The sequence below is a fragment of the Vibrio sp. 1249-1 genome, from assembly GCF_033340495.1.
Map to the genome: position 1 here is coordinate 73810 of NZ_JAWOWJ010000003.1, position 19903 is coordinate 93712.

Genomic DNA, 19903 nt, shown 5'->3' on the forward strand with positions numbered 1-19903 from the left:
CTTTTTTAATATTTGGGTGATGACCGTTTACTTGGCGAGCGTCGCAATCTTTTTCAGAAAGCTCTCTTTCAAATGCTCTTGGTCATATTCCAAGTGATAGGTGTTGTGGAAGCCAATTTTTAGCTCAACACCATTCCCTCTTAAGAAAACGTTGTACCCATCGTAGTCAGAAAACGCTTCTACACCTTCATACATTTTACCAAATTCGGTTGGCGTACCGTTGTTCATCACACATTCGTAAGCCTGTAGTACTTTGCTCGGATCTAACTCATTTTTCATACCGAATTCCTCACTGGTTTACACATTTCAATTATGGTTAAAGAATGAGCGCCATGCCATATCTAACCCATAATATTTGAAGTTCGTGTGCGATTTCGCACTCTGTAGGTTGTTAAAAAACAAGGTTAAGTGCGAAGGCAGAACTTAATTTAGATCATAAATTTTATCTATTGATTCGTCAGTTTCATAATGCAATTTCTTTGTAAAAAATCGTCTTATAAAAGCATTTAGATATAAAAATCGTCGACAAAACCAACATTGGTTAAAGAAAAAGCAAAATTTTGACCTAAAACAATAGCAGTTCGCCATTACTTATTTTATAATGCGAATTAATGTTTCAGTACATCGTCAATTCCAATAACTAGGGGCACAAAATGAGACTTATCCCGTTAACTCGAGCAGCACAAGTAGGTAAGTGGGCAGCTGCGCATATCGCTAAGCGTATCAACGACTTTAAACCTACTGCTGAGCGTCCATTCGTTCTGGGTCTACCAACTGGTGGCACTCCTCTAGCAACCTACAAAGCCCTAATCGAGCTTTACCAAGCCGGCGAAGTCAGCTTCAAAAACGTCGTGACTTTTAACATGGATGAGTACATTGGCATCCCTGCGGATCACCCAGAATCTTACCGCTCGTTCATGTACAACAACTTCTTTAATCACATTGATATTCAAGAAGAAAATATCAACCTACTGAACGGTAACACAGACGATCACGACGCAGAATGTAAGCGTTACGAAGACAAAATTAAGTCTTACGGCAAGATCAACCTGTTCATGGGCGGCGTGGGTAACGACGGTCACATCGCGTTCAACGAGCCAGCGTCATCTCTTTCTTCTCGTACTCGCATCAAGACCCTCACTGAAGACACTCGCATTGCGAACTCTCGCTTCTTTGACGGCGATATCAACCAAGTGCCTAAATACGCGCTGACTATCGGTGTTGGTACGCTTCTAGACTCAGAAGAAGTGATGATCTTGGTCACTGGCCATAACAAAGCTCAGGCACTTGAAGCAGCCGTGGAAGGTTGTGTAAACCACCTATGGACAGTTTCTGCTCTTCAACTTCACCCTAAAGCAGTGATCGTATGCGACGAACCAGCTCAACAAGAACTGAAAGTGAAGACAGTGAAGTACTTCTCTGAGCTAGAAGCAGAAAACATCAAAGGCTTTTAACCCATAGGATGGCAGCCTAGAAACACACTAAAAATACAAAACCCGTGTTGAACACGGGTTTTTTCTTATCTGAACAGCGGGCTTAAGTCGTCAATAAGCTTTAATACCAAACTGACGAAGACGCTTAGGAAGCACTTCATCCAACTTGTCTAGTTCACTTGGTTCGACTTCGATAAGGTTGAAATGATGCTGCTCATAAACAGTACGAATGGTCTCACGGTCGGCCTGAGCCATCTCCCCATCGTCACTTCCCCAAAATTGCAAATAGACTTTACCGCCTGGTAAGTAAAAATCGCTAGTGACATCTTGGTCAATCGGCAGCTGACGCTCATAAGCGTGCACTACACCAGCCAAGTACAGCCAGTTGTCAATGAGCAACTCACCCTTAGAGCGTACGTAATGCCCATCTAATGTTCGGTGCTTGGCTTCAAATTTTTGGCGAAAGCTTGAGTACGATTTATCCGTAGAATGTGACTCCGCGTCTTGCCCTAAAAACTCAATGACAGACTGCTTAAGACGCTTGTTACGCAGCACCACATCGTGCCATACGACAAAGGTATTTTGTGTTTCTTTATCGGTTCTTTGCTGTCCACCAGCGCGCACACCAGCTTCAGTGACACTCCATCCCTCTTCGGATTTGGTCAACCAACCCAGTTCACTCAAAAGCTGGTTCATGCGCTTCGCATTCAATTTCAGCTTTTCACCCAGTTGTGTCGCGCTCAATGTTTTCCCTGAGCTGGGAGTCAGCTCAATATGTAAGTTGGTCGGCCAGACGATGAACTGGCCAAATTTAGGGTGATCCACATACTCACCGCCAAACTTTGCCCCTTCTTCGGTCAAAATCCACTTTTCATCTTGGCGAACGATGTAGCCTGCACGTTTGAGATCGGCAAACAGCAGCTTAGCTTCTACCTTGCGCATTTTCGCTAATGCCGACGTCGATATTTTTTCAGACATGTGGGTACCTCATGCTGCTGCAAAATTGAACACTATGTCGTCATAGTAACGTATTGATTTCACGGCTTGAAGTCAGGCAAACAAGATTTCGTGTTACAAATAGCAAAGCCAGCGTATAGGTGCTGGCTTTGTTATTTCGGTAAAAAAGCGAATGTTATTTAATAAAAGCGATGCATCCTTGCAAAATCACTAAATTCACAATGTCGATGAAGAATGCACCGACAATTGGAACCACCATAAATGCTTGTGGTGATGGACCATATCGACTCACGATGGAGCCCATATTCATGACCGCAGTCGGTGTAGCACCTAACCCAAAACCGCAGTGTCCGCTAGCGATCACCGCCGCATCGTAGTTGCCTCCCATCATGCGGAATGTTACGTAGTAAGTGAACATCGCCAACACTGCCGACTGAATAGCAAGAATAATAATGAATGGGATCGCAAGATCGAAAATATTCCACAATTTCAAACTCATCAAGGCCATGGCAAGAAATAGAGATAGTGCAACTGTGCCAAGAATATCAACGGTTTCTAAATCAACCTTGCGCGCCTTCGTCACTTCCATGATGTTAGTGATAACAACACCAATAAACAGCGCATACACAAAATCGGGAATCATTAGCCACTTGATGTCAAAACTGCTTACCCAACTCTCCAGATACTTCGCGCCTGTCACGCAAAGTAAAATGATGGACAAGCTTTCAACGACTCTTTTCGCTGTGACACGATCTTCCTCATGTTCGTTGTACGTCACCAGTTCAGGGAAACTCTGATGACTTTGATTGGTGCGTCCGTATTCCGATTCCAAGTTGTGTTTGTTTAGTAGCTTTTGTGCAACAGGGCTGCCAATAATCCCGCCCATCACCAAGCCAAATGTAGCAGAAGCCATTGCCACCTCTAGAACATTATGCAAACCATACATTTCTTGAAAAGTTTGCGACCACGCAGCTCCAGTTCCATGTCCGCCAGAAAGCGTAATGGATCCGGCGATCAACCCCATGAGTGGATCTAACCCCAACGCTGTTGCTAAGGACACGCCGACCGCATTTTGGATAAGAATGTAGACCGATGCCACAACTAGGAAGATGAAAACCTTCGCACCGCCTTTAATCAGTTGGGTGTAATTTGCCGCTAAGCCAACGGTTGCAAAAAACATCAGCATAAAGACGTTTTGCAGTGGTAAATCAAAGGAGACATCCACACCGTTTAAGTGCATCGTCGTGATGACGCAAGCGACCACTAGACCACCAACAATTGGCTCTGGAATATTAAATTTTTTTAAGGTTGGTAACTTGGTATTGATGAACTGCCCTAAAAACAACACGCAAATTGCGACGAGGAACGACTCCTGTGGGCCGATAGATATTACCTGATTCATGAGACCTCTTTACTCTACTCTTTCTCATTCATTGAGCACGCGCTCAACGTGAGATAGGTGCCTAAGCCAGTCAGATTGCCTCTCGAAACTTTTGTTTTCTAGGCCTCTTTGACCATTGATTCTCATCAAGTAAGAAATAGGCAGACCTAAAATTATGCTAATTATCATTCAGTGAGAATATTGATTTAGAACAGGCGATAAGTGTATTGATGGGAAGAGAAAAACAACACTTCTCAACTTATGAGAAGCAATTAATTTCCATATAAAACAAAACCTCAAAACAACGACCACATAGGTGGATATTTAGAGCGAATGAGACAGGCGGATACACTAGGTTTTAAATTATTACTTTCTCTCTAATGCACTAGGTGTTATACATATATATAACACCATCTCAACCAAGAGATTCACTCATGACTAATTGGCATGATCGCCAACCGATATTTCGACAGTTGGCAGACCAGATCACGCAGCAAATACTGCAAGGTGTCTGGCAAGAAGGCGATGCTCTGCCCTCCGTCCGTAGCATCTCTGCAGATATGAAAATTAACCACCTCACCGTTATGAAAGGCTATCAATTGCTTGTTGATGACGGGCTAGTGGAGAAAAAACGCGGTCAAGGTATGTTTGTCGCTTCAGGAGCAAAGCTCAAATTACTCGCAGACGAGAAGGCACGTTTTCTTCAGCAACAAATTCCGCAGATAGCCGACACAATACAGCGTCTGGATATGTCACTCGACGAATTCATTCTACAACTAAAACCACACTTGAAAGGTGACCAATGAGCGCATTAGTCAGTGTAAACAACGTCTCCAAGCACTATCAGCAACAAGGAGAAGCACTGCATGAAGTGAGTTTCGACCTACATGCAGGACAAGTACTTGGCTTACTCGGCCATAATGGCGCAGGTAAATCAACGCTTATTAATGCCCTACTCGGTGCACATGAATATCAGGGCACTATTCGTATCAACGGATTTGAACCCATTATGCAACGCGACAAGATAATGCAGAGCTTATCCTACATCTCGGATGTCAACGTTCTGCCAGATTGGATGACCGTTGCTCAACTGCTTAACTATACCGAGGGCGTGCATCCAGGGTTCAATCGCGCCCAAGCAGATACGCTACTTCGTCAAACGGACATCCAACCTCGTGCGCGTATCAAATCTTTATCCAAAGGGATGAAGGTGCAATTACACCTCGCGATTGTGATCGCAACCAACACCCAAATCCTCATATTGGATGAACCGACACTCGGGTTAGATCTCGTGTATCGCGAGACGTTTTATCGTCACTTATTGGAATGGTTTCACGACGGCGATCGCGTGTTGATCATCGCCAGTCATGAAGTATCAGAGATTGAGCACTTGCTGACAGATGTTCTGATTCTTAAGCATGGTCGCCCCGTTCTGCAAACCTCGATGGACAGTATCAGTGAAGACTATTTCATTCTTGAAGCCAACGACGAGCACCGCACACAAATTGAAGCGATGAACCCACTCTCGTCACAAAAAGGCCTCGGTTCAACGAAATGGTTACTCAAAGCCCAGTATGCCCAACAAGCAGAAACAATGGGCTCCATCCATGGGGTTAAGTTAGCGGATCTATTTTTAGCATTGCAGAAGGAGGCAGCGTAATGCGTTCAGTTGTCGCGATGTTGCAAAAAGAGTGGTTAGAAAACCCTCTTGTTTTACGTATTCCACTGTTTGTGTTGGCGTGTGGAGTTATTCTCTTTGTGAGTTTAATGAGTAACGACACTCTACAACACAATATGTTTTTCCAAATGAGCTTTGGTGGCGATGTCAGTGACATTCACAAAGAGCTTGGCGATGATGTCAATATGTTGATTACCGGAGGAGCAGGGCTGCTGTCTATCTTGTTAGCCGTTCAGTACTTCCCAAGAACGCTACGCAAAGAACGGGCGGAAGGCAGCATTATGTTTTGGCGCAGTATGCCTGTCAGTGACATAAAAACCCATTTAGTGAAGCTAGGATTTGGCTTATTGGTGATTCCGCTCGTCTGCTCGGTGCTCGTACTCGCTGCAAATTTAATGTTGTGGTTGCTGAACATCTCTACTGATCACCAATTGGCTTTATTGTACCGCCAAGCCTCGTTAGGTTACGTGCTGCTGCATTGGGGAGAGTTTTTAATCAGAATGTTTTTCGCCGGTATTCTGCTGTTACCGCTGGCATTAACTGCGATGGCTATTTCACAAAAAGTGAACTCACCACTGGTCATTTTGTTTATCGCCATTTATGCGCTGCGTTGGATGCCTATCGCACTTTTTGGTTTCTACGGGCTAGATCAGTTTTTCTCCGAAGTGCTTTACCTTCCGCTGCACGCCATTATTACACCAAACCCATTCAATGCCATTCCTCAAGCGGGTTGGTTAAACGTTGGCATTTACGCCTTCATTGGTATTCTTGGTTGGACAGCTAGCCTCAAGTTCAGCCGAACTATCCAATAATTCTTCGTTCAATAAACGACCAAACCAAGTCATAAAAAAACGGTCACAACCAGTGTTGTGACCGTTTTTATTTCGCCTCTAGGAGCTCATCCAATTAACTTTAACCAAGGAATGAAATGTAGCCTTGCAAGATAATTAAGTTGACGATGTCGATAAAGAAAGCGCCCACAATTGGCACCACCATAAATGCTTGTGGCGACGGGCCAAATCGGTTAACGATTGAACCCATGTTCATTACGGCTGTTGGGGTTGCACCCAAGCCAAAACCGCAGTGCCCCCCTGCAATAACCGCAGCATCGTAGTTGCTTCCCATCACTTTGAACGTAACATAGTACGTAAAGATTGCTAAGACGACAGACTGCACAGCTAAAATAACCAAGAATGGAATCGCTAGATCGAAGATATTCCATAACTTCAAGCTCATCAGAGCCATCGCTAAGAACAGAGATAGCGATACCGTACCTAACATATCGACCGTTTCGGCATCTAACTTACGAATCTTGGTCACTTCCAAGAAATTCGTAATGATCACACCAATGAATAGCGCATATACGAAGTCTGGAATCATCAGCCATGAGATTTCATACGTGCTTACCCATTGCTCGACATACTTGGCCCCAGTAACACAGATCAGTAGGAAGAAGAGTTTCTCCACCACTTTTTTCGCCGTTACTTTATCTTCTTCGTATTCATTGTAAGTCACCAACTCCGGGAATTTCTCGTGAGTTTTGGCATCTCGACCACCACGACCATACTCAGACTCTATGCTGTTCTTTTCGACTAGGCGCTGCGCTACAGGGCTACCAATGATACCGCCGATGATCAAACCAAAAGTCGCTGATGCCATTGCAATTTCTAAGACGTTATCCAATCCATACACGTCTTGAAAGGTTTGTGACCACGCAGCACCTGTACCATGACCACCAGACAGAGTAATCGAGCCAGCAATTAACCCCATCAAAGGATCTAAACCGAGCGCCGCCGCAAGTGAAACGCCAACGCCGTTTTGTATGATGATGTAAAACGATGCGACAGCTAAGAAGATAAAAACCTTCGCACCTCCTTTCATCAACTGAGTGTAATTTGCGGCCAAACCAACTGTCGCAAAAAACATTAACATAAACGTATTTTGTAATGGCAAGTCGAACTCTAAATCGATGCCGTTGAAATGAAGAGCAGTAATCATGCAGGCTACAATAAGACCACCTACAATCGGCTCAGGTATGTTGAATTTCTTTAAAATCGGTAGCTTAGCATTAATAAAATGCCCCAGGAAAAGCACACTGATTGCGACCAAGAAGGACTCCAGTGCACCTACAGATATTAAATGATTCATATCGCCTCTTATTATTGTTCTCTTCATTCTCCGTAATGAATGAGTGTTAGTTTAACCTTCGTTCAATAGCAAATTTTCTCGCTTTATTGTTTCGAAAATACTCAAAAAGTTGGTGTAGATGCGCCTTAGGCTAGTTTAAGGGGCGCTCCTTAAGCGATGTGTCAGTTTTTACGCTGTTAGCAAGCCCTTAAATGTGAAAGGAGCTGATACAGCTCCTTCAAATGGCCCCTCGCAATACCTGTGCGTTATCGCTTGGGCTGTCGTGTTGTGAGTAAATTCTGGGTGACACTTTCTGAACCACTTCGGGCTCCCTTACTTAAACAGAATGTGTCAATTACTATCAAACAAAGTTCCTTCCCGTTGTAACCGCTAAACGCCGAGAGCGCGTTCAAAACAATTGGGTTTGCCTGTTCCTGTCGTAGCTTTTCAACTCTGGCTCATGGTGTATAAACGAGCCGAATCCAAGGAAACTCTCAGGCTGCAACAAACGTTTTCGTCACAACGGAGCAGGATTATAACATATCGCTGATAATTTTCTTCAATTCAGTGACATTCACCAACCCCATAGTTAAACCTTGCAATGATTAACTGCCTATTATCATTTTCACAGATAAAGATCGAAGCACAGTTACTCAGTAAGCTTCTTAGAATACGATGCATAGCTAATAACTTCACCGCCGTTCTTATCCAAGAGGTCTTGATAAACGCCCTAGAGAACCAAGCAGCCGAAATATGCGATGTTATCATGATTGCTTTTCGAGACCGACGTCCCGACTTTGGCTAATGAGTACAACCCCAACTATGCATCAGACAAAAACATGTATAATTTTTTATACAAGTTATTCAATAACAAGAGTCCCACATGAACATTCATTCGCTTTGCGCTGCGCTATTACTCAGCGTCGTCTCATCAGCTACAGCAGCTGAAAACATTCTTATTCAATATTCTCCCGTAGAGACAACTCATGAAAAAATTGCCCAACAATCGATTCAAAGCAGCGATGTAAACACCATCTTTGCTGAGCTATCTCAGGCCTACTTTCCATTTGATAAAGCTCTCACGCTGGTTTACGGCGGAGAAGATGGTCCAATGTATGATCCTGATACACACACAATATACGTTCCTTACACTTTTTATTTGGAGTCGCTCAATTACTTCTCCAATAATCAGTATGAAGAACGCTTCGGAAAATCTCCAAAAACAGGGGCGCTAGATACGTTATTGCACACTTTACTTCATGAAGCTGGACATGCTTACATCGAAGATCAAAGCATCCCTGTTCTCGGAAAAGAAGAAGATGCGGTCGATAATTTTGCCACTATTTTAATGATTGACTTCCTAGAAGATGGCGCAGATATGGCCATTAGCGCCGCCGACATGTTCGCATTCGAATCCGACGACAGACCGGACTACTACGATTTTGGCGAGTACATTGACGAACACAGCTTTGATTTGCAGCGTTACTTTTCAACGTTATGTCTGGTGTACGGTAGTGATCCTGAGCAATACAAAGCCTTACTCGATGAAGTAGAAAAAGACTACCTGCGTGATCGCAAAGAGTTCTGCCAATTCAATTACAGCAACATTCGCGACAATTGGCTGCATTACTTGCAAAACAATGAACCAAAAGAAAATTCGCCACGTAAAAGCGATTAGAAAATCTCAAACAAGAAAACCGCAATGACAAAACTCACCATATTTTATGACGGAACCTGCCCGCTTTGTGCCAAAGAGATGAAGGCGCTAAAACAACGCGATGCCAAGCAGCAAATCAAAACCGTCGATATCTATAGTGATGCATTCGCAGATTATCCTCAGATCGCTCCTGAACAAGCCAACACCATTTTGCACGCCCTCAACGAAAAGGGGGAGCTTCTGCTTGGGTTGGACGTGACTCATCGTGCGTGGCAATTAGTTGGTCGCGGTTGGCTCTACGCTCCACTGCGTTGGCGCCTCGTTAAACCTGTTGCTGACTGGCTTTACCTCAAATTCGCAAAGAATAGGTATCGCGTTTCATATTGGTTAACAGGGACTTCTCGTTGCAATAGTGGGTCGTGTTCACGTTAATTGTGATCCCGCTTAAAAATGCTACGACCTTCGTCTAGATTTACAAATTTCCAGTACTTCTGATTGAGTAACTCGGTTAATCTCTAAGCATTACAACAATAAGTATTAACACTTTTATCAGGCAAGCTTATTCAGCTTGTCACTTGTAACGCTGCGCCGAGAGAAGGACGTCTCTATGAATCTGACGATCAGAAAACGACTATATATCCTTTCAATAATTCCAATTCTAACTATGGCAATAGGCATGATGTGGTTCACCTACGTACAAACCACAGCCTACAACGAGCACGAGATTGAGCAAACTCGAAGTCGAATGATGGAGATGAAAAAAGCCGAACTCAAAAGCTACGTACAAATGGCGCGTTCCGCTGTCGAGCCGCTACTCGCACAAAATGCCCCACTGGAAGAGGCTCTGCCTATCTTAAAACAACTAGAGTTTGGTCAATCCGGCTACATCTTTGGTTATGATTCAAAAGGCGTTCGCGTCGTGGTGGGCAAAAACACCAAAGGCATCGGGGAAAACTTCTATAACTTGCAGGACAAGAAAGGCAATTACCTGATTCAGGATTTGTTAAAAAATGCCAAAACTGGCGAGTTCACGACTTATTACTTCCCGAAACTCGGTCAGAGTGAAGCACTACCGAAACTCAGCTACTCAGTCTTTATTCCTGAATGGGACTTGATGTTGGGAACGGGTTTCTACACGGACGATATCGACGCCATTGTGGCAGACATGGAAAAAGCCGCACACGAAGATCTCAACACCACACTAACTGCGATAGCCCTGTTTTGTGCCTCGATAACAGCGATAGTTGCAGTCTTTGCCGTATTTGTTAACCGCAGCATCATGAAACCTATTGAGCAGTTTGATGCTTCAATTCACTCTTTCGCACAAGGCGATGCAGATTTAACCGCGCGCATGGAAGAATCAAGCGTGCCGGAGTTCACGCAGCTGAGCCGTAACTTCAATATCTTCGTTGAAAGCCTGCAAGGCATCATCAAGAGCGTTAGCCACGTAGGACAAGAAGTGGTTTCAGAGACCAACGAGATGTCACAGCGTGCATCGCAAGTGGACGAGTTGGCTTCTGGTCAACGTGAAGAGACCGAACAAGTCGCAGCGGCAATGACCGAGATGACAGCAACGGCGCACGAGATTTCAAACAACGCTAACCAAGCAGCGCAATCAGCCAGAGACGCCGATGAAAACTCACAACAAGCAAAACACATTGTTGATTCGGCAGCGAACTCTGTCGAAGCACTCGCGCTAGAGGTGTCAGAAGCCAGCACGGTGATTTCTCGTTTAGAGAGCGACGTAAAAAACATTTCTTCTTCGCTAGAGGTTATTCAAGACATCGCCGAGCAAACCAACCTATTGGCACTGAATGCAGCCATTGAAGCAGCCCGTGCTGGTGAACAAGGTCGCGGCTTCGCAGTCGTTGCCGATGAAGTCCGTAAACTGGCAAGTCGCACTCAAGACAGCACAGGCGAAATTCACCAAATGATCGAGCAGTTGAAGTCTGGCTCGGATGCGGCAGTGAAAGCCATGGGTTCAAGCCAAGCGCGTGGTGAAGCAACGGTAGAAGAAGCACGAGCAGCCTCTGCCGCACTGCAAGAAATCCAAGCCGCAATTGCTAACATCATGGACATGAACACGCTTATCGCAACGGCAACTGAAGAGCAAAGCCAAGTTGGCCAAGAGATTTCACAACGTATTGAAGTGATCTCTCAACAAAGCAGCCAATCGGCACACCTTGCCAACCAAAACCGTGCAGGCAGTGGCAACCTTAACCACAAAGCTAACGAGCTGTACGACTTGGTCGGTCGCTTTACGGTTTAACGCTTTCCTCACCCATTCACTATGCAAACAGCGACGCCAAACGTCGCTGTTTTTATTTCTGCTATCCTCAGAAGTCTTAGCTATAATGCCGCCAACTTAGCACCCATAAGGGCAAAACCAGATGATTATTATGACCACCCATTTCGGTGATATCGAGATTGAACTGAACCTAGAACGAGCGCCAGTTAGCTCAAAGAACTTCAAAAAATACTGTGAAGATGGCTTCTACAACGGCACCATTTTCCACCGCGTTATCGACGGCTTTATGATTCAAGGTGGCGGTCATACCGAAGACATGGCAGAAAAGCCAACACGCGCACCAATCGCGAACGAAGCAAACCGTGGTCTTAAGAACCTTGTTGGCACTATCGCAATGGCACGAACCGATGCACCGCACTCTGCAACAGCACAATTCTTCATTAACTTAGAAGACAATGATTTCCTAGACCACACCGCAACCACCAACCTAGGCTGGGGCTACGCCGTGTTTGGTAAAGTGACCGCGGGTATGGATGTCGTAAATCGCATAGCGAAAGTGAAAACGACCTCTAAACTTGGTCACGATGATGTGCCATGCGATCCAATCATTATCGAGAAAGTGACGATCAGCGAATAAGCCCATTCGCCTCTGCAGAGAAATCGTCGCTATAAAACGAAGAAAGCGCCTAACGTCTGATGACTTAGGCGCTTTTTGTTTTTATGACTCAGCCGATTAGTTGGGCTTATAACGAAGTTATTGATAGAAAAGCTCAGCTTTGGCTCCAACCAAATCCAGTTCAGAGCCTTGAAAATCAGCCAGATATTCAGCAACAAGGTTGTACCCAACCCAATACCCCATGTATTTCGGCCAGCGGCTTTCATCGCTGCCAAGAAAGTAAGCGTCGAAGTTGTAATCTAAGCTGGTCAACTTGCCTTTCATCTCAGCGTAGAAAGGGCGCCAATCTTGATCTTTGATTTGCTCAAACAAGGTCGGAGTGACGCCGCCATTCACCTTACGTTCGAAGTGACAAGCTAACCCTTCCATAATTAGTACATCACCAAGTGCAACGCCACTTTCTCCCGCTCGCATACGGAACAGGTGATGCAACTCATGCGCTAACACCGCAGCCAGTTCTTTCTCAATAACGTTTTTAATATCAGTACGTTGAGTATCAAGCAGAATCTCTACACGATAGGCACTTAAGCAATAGCCACCAATCCCCGTCTGCGGTACGTCATTGCGATCAAACGGGCTAATGGTGAGGTCAATGTTACTCAAATCAAAGTAACTAGAAAGTTGTGAGCTCAGATCATCAAGTTTCTGATGCAAATACTCAGAGATTGGAGACAGTTCTCCCGTCGCATTTAACAGGGTTACGCGATAACTCATTTATCTTCCTTGATAATGTGGGTTAAGAGCAGCGAGTTTACAGTGTAAAGAGTGAGCAGTTCTAGCGATTACATTCCTTTGAATAAACTTTGAGATGCACGGCTCACAGGGAGCTTGTTTTCTCCAACGTGAACAAACATTCTGCCAGCAAAGTCTTTGTTTACTTTGTTAATTTTGCACACTTGCACCACGCTTGAACGGTGTACTTGCCAGAACTGTTCTGGGTTAAGCTGCCCTATCAACTCTTTCAACGATGTACGAATCAAATACTCCTGCACTTTGCCTTGTCCTTGCTGGGCATACACAGAAACGTATTTTTCTTCCGCTTTGAAATACAACACATCAGACGTGGCGATCAGATGAATGTCTTCCCCTTGCGTCGCTTTGATCCACTGAAGATATTGCGGAGTTTGTGGAGCGGATAATTGCTGCAACTGTTCTAACAGGCTGCTCATCTGCACATTACTGCTTTCTTGCTCTCGCTTAGCAAGGCGTGCTTTCACTCTTTCACACGTCGTCAGGAGGCGCTCATCTGAAATAGGCTTGAGCAAATAATCGGTGGCATTTTGCTCAAAAGCTTTTATAGCGTAATCATCGTACGCGGTGACAAACACAATCAAAGGTGGGTTGGCGAGTTGATTGAGTTTTTGCGCTAATGTCATACCATCCAAAACTGGCATACGAATATCAAGAAACGCAATGTCAGGTTGGCTTTGCTCAATGGCTTGCAACGCTTGTTCACCATCGGCGACTTTGGCTATCACCTCTAGCTCTGGCCACACTTCAGCTAGGCTTTTATCAAGATGACGCCTCAATAACGGTTCATCATCAGCAATAATGGCAGTAAACCCTGTATTCATTCCTTTCTTCCTTGATTACGATCCCATTGGCCAGCTAAGGCGAACACAAACGCCACCCTGAGCAGACTCACTGATAGAGACCTCTCCTTGCCCTGCGAACAAAGCTTCAACTCGCTGCTTGAGATTACTTAGACCCACGCCAGAGCCCATGTGACCACTCACGTGATTCAAGCCAACACCTGTGTCTCTGACTTCAATCTTCAAGTTCTTCTGTTCGCGCTTAATCAGCAAGCTGACTTCACCACCTTCTCGCTTTGGCTCAATACCATGGATAATGGCGTTTTCGATTAAGGGTTGAAGCATCATCGGCGGTAGCTCGGTTCTGCCTAATCCCTCTTCCACCTCAATCTTGTAACTGAGTCGGTCACCTAAACGGGTTTGTTGGATGCTTAAGTAAGCCTCAAGTAACGCCGTTTCATTGTCTATGGTGGTGTGTTCTTCGCGTGAGCTTTTTAGCGTTGCTCGCAGCAGCGCGGTCAACTGTTCTAGCATCAGCTTGGCTTTATCGACATCTTGCGACATGAGCGCGCTGATATTCGCCAAGGTATTGAATAGAAAATGCGGTTCAATCTGGCTTTGCATCTGCTTAAGCTGACTCAGCAAGAGCGCACGATCTTGCTCTGCTTTCTCGCGCTTGATGGCTTCCAACTCTCGTTGAGCAACCGCCTCTTTCTCACGCGAGTAAAAATAGAAATAACACATACCGCTAAACAGTAATCCCATTAAGCCAACAGGGATCATATCGGAGATACCAAAATACTCTCCGAGCCAAAATTGCGCATTAATCACCCCAAACAATAAACAGGCAACAAGCGAACACACCACTTCTATCATACGTGGGATGGTTGGAAACAAACGGTCAATCAACCATGAGAAGAAGATAGCCGAATAGCCAAATCCAAAGCTAACCGCCACATGAATGTAAAATGGACCGCCCCAAACCGAGAGCGTCATTGCTGCGATAAAGAGACAAAATGCCGTGGTCACTAATAAGCTACGCGGCCATCCACTTTTTACCACTGATTTTGCTGAACACATTTAGAATTTCCCTTTGATGTTAAAAACAATCATATGCTTATCATTGATTTGTACGTAAGCAGATTGGTCGTCTCCGGTTAAAAAGCGTGCGGCAACTTCCACTTCTACACTTTGGTCGCCAGTATCAATCCATTGGTAGTTAAGCCACTGCGTGACAATCACACCGCCATCTTGTGGCGCCAACATCACATCCAACGTAGGGGTTACATCACTTAGCCAGCCCATATCCGCTTTACCGTTCCATGCAGCCCACGCTTCCAAATCCCAACTCCAGTGCAGCATTACGTTATGCTGAACGATATTGGCGTGCTGAAACCCTTGGGCGTAGCTTGTCGCAAGTAGAGCGCTGCTAGCCAACAGAGAGTTGTTAGGATCAGGGAGCTGAGAGAGTAATTCGCCACGCTCTATTGCTTGTTGCCATTCGCTTTTCGACCATGCTCGGCTGTCGTACCAATATTCGGCAATCACGTTATGTCCGGCTTGGTTTGCCCAGTTCAATCCAACTAAGGCTTGAAATGCGCTGCCCTGCTCCTCAACCGAAACGGGTTGGTAAAGATCACCCTGCTGAAACTGATAGCCAACACTTTGCTTTTGCCACAGCATGGAACCGTGCATGGCGATGGATTCATCCCACACCGCAATGGCACTGGCTCCGAGTAAACCTCTGCGCACATCATCGTAATAACCAATAAGTTGATACTCGGTGTCACCCACTAGCGCATAACGACGAATACCAATACCTTGTTGCTCTGCGGCTTGATCAAGTGCACTTTGGTCTTGTTGCCCCCAGCTTGAATCCGTTGCAATCACCGTCCACTCGCCTGCCATATCGTAGTGTGAAAGTGAAAACACACCCGCACCTTCTTCTGCGACTAAGCCAACCGGGTTTTGTCGATAAGGCTTAAAGAGATCCAAAGGTCGGTAGCCATAACCCACGCCCCAATCAATGCGCAACTTACCTAAGCTCACATCAAGTGTGGTGTCACCGACTTGCCACTCCCCTAGCCAAGCAAGTTCTCGAATCAGTAGTTGGTTATCAGCTTCACTCCACCAGTCACTCTCTCCTTGTTGGTTGAGGTACAAACCTTGGCTGTACAGAGCGAACAAGCCACTGAAGTTTTAATAGTTCACTTGCACATCCAACAGTGCATTAAGTGAATCACGAGAACTGCCCTGCGCCTGCATAAATGCGCTATCACGCTGCTTGGCAGTTTCGTAACTGACAGCCCAATCCCACTCAAAACTCAGCTCATCATTGGCAAAAACTGGGGCTGCTGCGCCCACACACAACGACGCAGCAATCAACAAACTGGTGCTTTTGTTAAGGTTAGGCTGGTGCGATTTCATGTGACTTCCTTGCTCGTTTTCATGGTTCTATTTAAGGAGTTCAGGCTAAAGCTGAGTCGTATTGGCTTTCGGCAAATAGCTTGGGTTGTAGAACTTGTTGTCCAGCTGCCAAGGCACGATCTCTTGATACTCGATAACGGTCTTTTTGCTCGGCTGAATGCTATCAAGCAAGGTCATCTCACTGACGTAGTCTTCACCTTTGTCAGTTGCACGCCCATATTGCGCTTGCTTGGCGAGTTTGCCAGAGCGCAAGTAAAGATCAGCTTTGATTGGAAACGCATCTTGCTCAGACAACCACAAGTCGATCTTCTGATAGCTCGCCCCTTTGGTTTTCGCGGTTAACGCAAGGTGATAAGCCGCGACACTTTCCCCGTTTACCGAGACAGTTTCTGTCGCTTTCCATTCACCTTGATAATCTTGGCTCCACGTCAAAGTTGAATTGTCGCCGATAGACGCTTCACCAAGCAGCTTCTGCATTGGCGTAATGCGAATCGGACGGCGGCTCTTTGGCATTTGTAGCCAATAGTTGTCGCCCATCATCAACATCTTTTGCCCGGCTTCGACTGCCGATTTGAACACCACCAGCGATTCACGATTTGGGCGCGTGTACACGTGGTAAAGGCGGGTTTTATCTAGTTCTTGGTCTTGATATAAGCGCACCAATGACACCACTTTGGAGGAATCATCTTGCAAGCGGTAGCTGTCGGCTTTTTCAATCAATTGCGCGACTTGCTGTGCATCTAACGCTGTTTCATTCGCACTGGTATTGATGCTTGCAACGCCAGTTACCATCAGCAATGCAATTGGTAATAGTGATTTGAAATTAAACATAAATCAGTGCCTCCGTAATTGGCTTGTTCACCCCTTTGCGTGCCGAGAAAAACGCCGCAACCAAACAAATCATCAATACTGCAAATCCTGCTATAGCTACCAGCTCCCAAGAGAAGTAAATCGTTAATGGGTAACCTTCTGTGCGTCCTGGCGGTGGCGGCATTTGCACATCCACGACCATCAGTAAGACGGTGACTAGCGCCGTAAACAAAGCGCCGATTAAGCTACCAATCACCGCAAGTAACCCTGCTTCGCGCAAGAACCCAGCAATAATTTCGCGAGGGTAGCTACCAAGAGCCGATAAGGTGCCGATTTCACGGGTGCGCTCAGTCACCGACATAGTCATGGTGTTGAACAGCGCAACAAAGACCACCAGCGCCATTACTGCACCCATGATGCCGAAGATACGATCGTACAAATCTTTCACTTTGAGATAGAAGAACGCGCGCTCTTGCCAAGGCGTAATCTCAATATCTTGATCACCAAAGTTCTGTTTTTGCTTACTCAGAACCGAAGCCACTTGTTGCTCGACTTGGTTAGTTAAACTGGTGTCGAACAGGAAGACAGATAACGCACTGACTTTGTCTGAACCGAGCAGCGATTGCGCGCTGTTGATATGCACGTACAGTTGGCGTTTATCAAGCTCAGGCACGCCAGTTGAATAGATACCACGAACTTTGAAGTCATACGCGTTCAATGCGCCGTCGGTAGTGGTCGCCAGCAAGGTAATCCAATCGCCAACGTGCACACTTAGGTTGTTCGCCAAATCAACGCCAAGCATCACTTCTGGCTCTGCAGGGTCATAACGCGATGCATGAATGTTGGACAGCGTCTGCCCTTCACGCACGTCTAAAAACGGCCCTTTCATATCGAATTCGCGCTCGTTAACACCAATGCCGATAAAGATCGATGACTTGTTGCCGTTGGAAATTAAACCGCTGAATTCAACTCGCGGCTGCACGCCTCGCACTTCATTCAATCCAATCAATTGCTTGGTGATGTCGTCCGCATGAGTTAAACCGTTACTCAGCGGCATCTCTTCTTCTTTGGCAAAGTAACCCGGTGTGGTTAACGTCAGGTGCCCCGTGTCACGCGCTGTCGACTCTTTCAAACTGTCATAGGTGTACAGACCAAAACCGCCCGCACTGGTTAACGCAAACACGGCAATGGCAATGATCAGCATCGACAATAAACTGCGACGGCGATTGCGTTGCAGATTCAACCAAGCAAGGCAAACCGAAACAGGAATTAGCTTGCCCATGAAACCTCCTCCACACTTGCGTACGTTTGGGTAATTTTGCCATCCACCAATTCAATGGTTCGATCGCAGCGGGATGCCATGCGAGGGTCGTGAGTGGCGACGATAAAAGTGGTGCCTAGCTCGTGTCCAAGCCCTTTCATAATGTCGATGACCTTGTTGGCAGTTTGGCTATCAAGACTTGCGGTTGGCTCATCAGCAATCACCAACGCTGGTTTGTGCACTAACGCACGAGCAATTGCCACGCGTTGCTGCTGACCGCCAGATAGGCTATCGGGCATGTGATGAATAAACTCACCCAAGCCAACGTGTTCTAGCATTTGTGTAGCGAGCTCGGTTTGTTCTGCTTTTGAAAAACCGTTGAGGTGTAACGGATACGCCACGTTCTCCAACGCCGTCATCACGGGGACAAGATTGAATTTTTGAAATACAAAACCAAGCTTTTCACGACGCATTTTCGCCGCCTGCATTTGTCCGGTTGGGTATGGGCTGCCTGCAAATGTCACCTGACCTTGGTATTGAGTATCCAGCATGCCAAGCACGTTAAGTAAGGTGCTTTTTCCCGAGCCAGACGGTCCACACAGAGCCACCATTTCGCCGGCAAACACTTCACCAGACACGTCTCGCAATGCACGTACGGTTTGTCTGCCAAGGGCGTAATCGCGACTAAGTTGATTAAAAACGATCATGACGCCTCCCTAATATTTCGCTAGCAGCGCTTTCGCGGTTTGCGTTTCTAGATTGCTATCACCTAACTGCTCCATTTGCGCTAACCATGTTTTGGCTTGTTGAACATCTTCAGCTCGTAGTGCTGCTTCAATGGCGTAGCGATAAATCCAAGACGTTGCGGCGAAAGGTTGCTGACTAAAACTCGGCTCATCGAGCAATGAAAGGTACAGCTCGTAGCCACGCTCAAAGTGATTGAACATGTCAGGTAGAGAAGTAAATGTGGTGGCTGCCATGGCGGTGGCTAGTTGGTATTCCGGCAAACCTTGTAAGCGTTGTTGCTCTTGCAGTGGTACTGGCTGATTCGCCATTAGGTCCAAACCTTTTTGGATTGTGGCAAGACCGCGCTCGGTGAACTTCATCTTGTTCCAAGGCATAAACGCCTCACGACCTTGCAACGTCTCAGCACTGCCTAAGTAAACCAAGGTCACCGGTGTTGCGCCTTGCTCTTCGAGTTGTTTGGATAATTCGCCGTAAACGGTATCAACTAAGCCAGAGTCACCTTGCGCTGCTTGGTTGAATTGACTGAGTGTGCGCTCGCTTGGATTAGCCAGAGCCAAATTGCTGCTGAGTGCAAATACGGCGATAAACGTACTTGCCAGTTTAAGAGCTTTGATTGAGCGAGATTGAGAAACCATCATGTACTGTCCTTAGTTGAACGTGATTTGATGGTTTCAGATTAAGGGAGAAGATCGCACGCTGCTTTTGCATGCGACCAATGGCAATTATGCGGAGTGAATGGTATTGAGAGAGGATGAATGACATTCACTTAAACAGAAAATACAATTCCGCTCATTCGTAACTCTACATTTTTACGGCAGTAACAATAAAAACACTGGCTTAAAATCTGAGGCTAGTGTATTTATCCATCCCACAGCTACCCATAACAGACAGTGTCGCACTCTCCTTTCTTACACACCTTTGCATGGTGTCTGTTGTTTCCAAATCGAGATTCTTAGCATCGGAATAGTT

The 19903-nt window shown here is 45.8% G+C and carries 19 protein-coding genes and 1 pseudogene; 8 read left to right on the top strand and 12 right to left on the bottom strand.

The annotated features are described in order from the left end of the window. Positions 1-27: 27 nt before the first annotated feature. The gene (locus tag R7Z50_RS07120) at positions 28-279 is read right to left on the bottom strand and encodes a DUF3081 domain-containing protein (protein WP_005374440.1); all 252 of its coding nucleotides are present in this window, start codon (positions 277-279) and stop codon (positions 28-30) included. Between the two features lie 374 nt (positions 280-653). Between R7Z50_RS07120 and nagB the strand changes: the two genes are divergently transcribed. Continuing rightward, the gene (gene nagB, locus R7Z50_RS07125) at positions 654-1454 is read left to right on the top strand and encodes a glucosamine-6-phosphate deaminase (protein ID WP_005374441.1); all 801 of its coding nucleotides are present in this window, start codon (positions 654-656) and stop codon (positions 1452-1454) included. Between the two features lie 90 nt (positions 1455-1544). Here nagB and R7Z50_RS07130 read toward each other — a convergent pair whose 3' ends face one another. Next, complete coding sequence (locus R7Z50_RS07130; protein WP_005374442.1) at positions 1545-2411, bottom strand: hypothetical protein; 867 nt, start codon at positions 2409-2411, stop codon at positions 1545-1547. A gap of 154 nt (positions 2412-2565) precedes the next feature. Beyond that, positions 2566-3792, bottom strand: coding sequence for a sodium/glutamate symporter (gene gltS / locus R7Z50_RS07135; RefSeq protein WP_213906979.1), 1227 nt, complete (start codon positions 3790-3792; stop codon positions 2566-2568). Positions 3793-4205: 413 nt separating this feature from the next. Between gltS (R7Z50_RS07135) and R7Z50_RS07140 the strand changes: the two genes are divergently transcribed. Genes R7Z50_RS07140 through R7Z50_RS07150 form a run of 3 tightly spaced genes read left to right on the top strand, consistent with a single transcriptional unit; the run spans position 4206 to position 6261 of the window. After that, positions 4206-4577, top strand: a complete 372-nt coding sequence (locus tag R7Z50_RS07140; RefSeq protein ID WP_005383223.1) for a GntR family transcriptional regulator — start codon at positions 4206-4208, stop codon at positions 4575-4577. Beyond that, positions 4574-5431: an ABC transporter ATP-binding protein gene (locus R7Z50_RS07145; protein WP_318148972.1), complete on the top strand. Its 858-nt coding sequence runs from the start codon at positions 4574-4576 to the stop codon at positions 5429-5431. The genes R7Z50_RS07140 and R7Z50_RS07145 overlap by 4 nt, the downstream gene beginning before the upstream one ends. Beyond that, the gene (locus R7Z50_RS07150; protein ID WP_017821047.1) at positions 5431-6261 is read left to right on the top strand and encodes a membrane protein; all 831 of its coding nucleotides are present in this window, start codon (positions 5431-5433) and stop codon (positions 6259-6261) included. The genes R7Z50_RS07145 and R7Z50_RS07150 overlap by 1 nt, the downstream gene beginning before the upstream one ends. 100 nt (positions 6262-6361) lie before the next feature. Here R7Z50_RS07150 and gltS (R7Z50_RS07155) read toward each other — a convergent pair whose 3' ends face one another. After that, positions 6362-7597, bottom strand: coding sequence for a sodium/glutamate symporter (gene gltS / locus R7Z50_RS07155; RefSeq protein WP_005374448.1), 1236 nt, complete (start codon positions 7595-7597; stop codon positions 6362-6364). An 862-nt stretch (positions 7598-8459) separates the two neighbouring features. Between gltS (R7Z50_RS07155) and R7Z50_RS07160 the strand changes: the two genes are divergently transcribed. The 4 genes from R7Z50_RS07160 (at position 8460) to R7Z50_RS07175 (ending at position 12118) form a co-directional block, all read left to right on the top strand. Next, entirely contained in the window at positions 8460-9254 is a 795-nt protein-coding gene (locus tag R7Z50_RS07160) for a DUF4344 domain-containing metallopeptidase (protein ID WP_318148973.1), read from the top strand. A gap of 24 nt (positions 9255-9278) precedes the next feature. Further along, positions 9279-9665, top strand: coding sequence for a thiol-disulfide oxidoreductase DCC family protein (locus R7Z50_RS07165; protein ID WP_318148974.1), 387 nt, complete (start codon positions 9279-9281; stop codon positions 9663-9665). 175 nt (positions 9666-9840) lie between these two features. After that, positions 9841-11502 (top strand): methyl-accepting chemotaxis protein, encoded by a 1662-nt coding sequence (locus R7Z50_RS07170; protein WP_025768726.1) that lies wholly within the window; start codon positions 9841-9843, stop codon positions 11500-11502. Positions 11503-11623: 121 nt separating this feature from the next. Next, positions 11624-12118 (top strand): peptidylprolyl isomerase, encoded by a 495-nt coding sequence (locus tag R7Z50_RS07175; protein WP_318148975.1) that lies wholly within the window; start codon positions 11624-11626, stop codon positions 12116-12118. Positions 12119-12235: 117 nt separating this feature from the next. Here R7Z50_RS07175 and R7Z50_RS07180 read toward each other — a convergent pair whose 3' ends face one another. The 8 genes and pseudogenes from R7Z50_RS07180 to R7Z50_RS07215 form a co-directional block, all read right to left on the bottom strand. Continuing rightward, positions 12236-12871, bottom strand: a complete 636-nt coding sequence (locus R7Z50_RS07180) for a DUF2268 domain-containing putative Zn-dependent protease (RefSeq protein ID WP_005383209.1) — start codon at positions 12869-12871, stop codon at positions 12236-12238. A gap of 68 nt (positions 12872-12939) precedes the next feature. Next, positions 12940-13731 carry a LytR/AlgR family response regulator transcription factor gene (locus R7Z50_RS07185; protein WP_005383208.1) on the bottom strand — a complete coding sequence of 264 codons (792 nt, stop codon included), beginning with the start codon at positions 13729-13731 and terminating at the stop codon, positions 12940-12942. A 15-nt stretch (positions 13732-13746) separates the two neighbouring features. Continuing rightward, on the bottom strand, positions 13747-14769 hold the full coding sequence (locus R7Z50_RS07190; RefSeq protein ID WP_005383206.1) for a sensor histidine kinase: 1023 nt from the start codon (positions 14767-14769) through the stop codon (positions 13747-13749). Then, positions 14770-16116: pseudogene (locus R7Z50_RS07195) on the bottom strand (hypothetical protein). It abuts the gene before it with no gap. A gap of 45 nt (positions 16117-16161) precedes the next feature. Next, positions 16162-16947, bottom strand: a complete 786-nt coding sequence (locus R7Z50_RS07200; RefSeq protein WP_318148976.1) for an outer membrane lipoprotein-sorting protein — start codon at positions 16945-16947, stop codon at positions 16162-16164. Then, on the bottom strand, positions 16940-18208 hold the full coding sequence (locus tag R7Z50_RS07205) for an ABC transporter permease (RefSeq protein WP_239938998.1): 1269 nt from the start codon (positions 18206-18208) through the stop codon (positions 16940-16942). Before R7Z50_RS07205 ends, R7Z50_RS07200 begins: the two co-directional genes overlap by 8 nt. Further along, positions 18196-18894: an ABC transporter ATP-binding protein gene (locus R7Z50_RS07210; RefSeq protein WP_239938996.1), complete on the bottom strand. Its 699-nt coding sequence runs from the start codon at positions 18892-18894 to the stop codon at positions 18196-18198. Before R7Z50_RS07210 ends, R7Z50_RS07205 begins: the two co-directional genes overlap by 13 nt. Positions 18895-18903: 9 nt before the next feature. Beyond that, the gene (locus tag R7Z50_RS07215; RefSeq protein ID WP_318148977.1) at positions 18904-19572 is read right to left on the bottom strand and encodes a hypothetical protein; all 669 of its coding nucleotides are present in this window, start codon (positions 19570-19572) and stop codon (positions 18904-18906) included. Positions 19573-19903 lie beyond the last annotated feature (331 nt).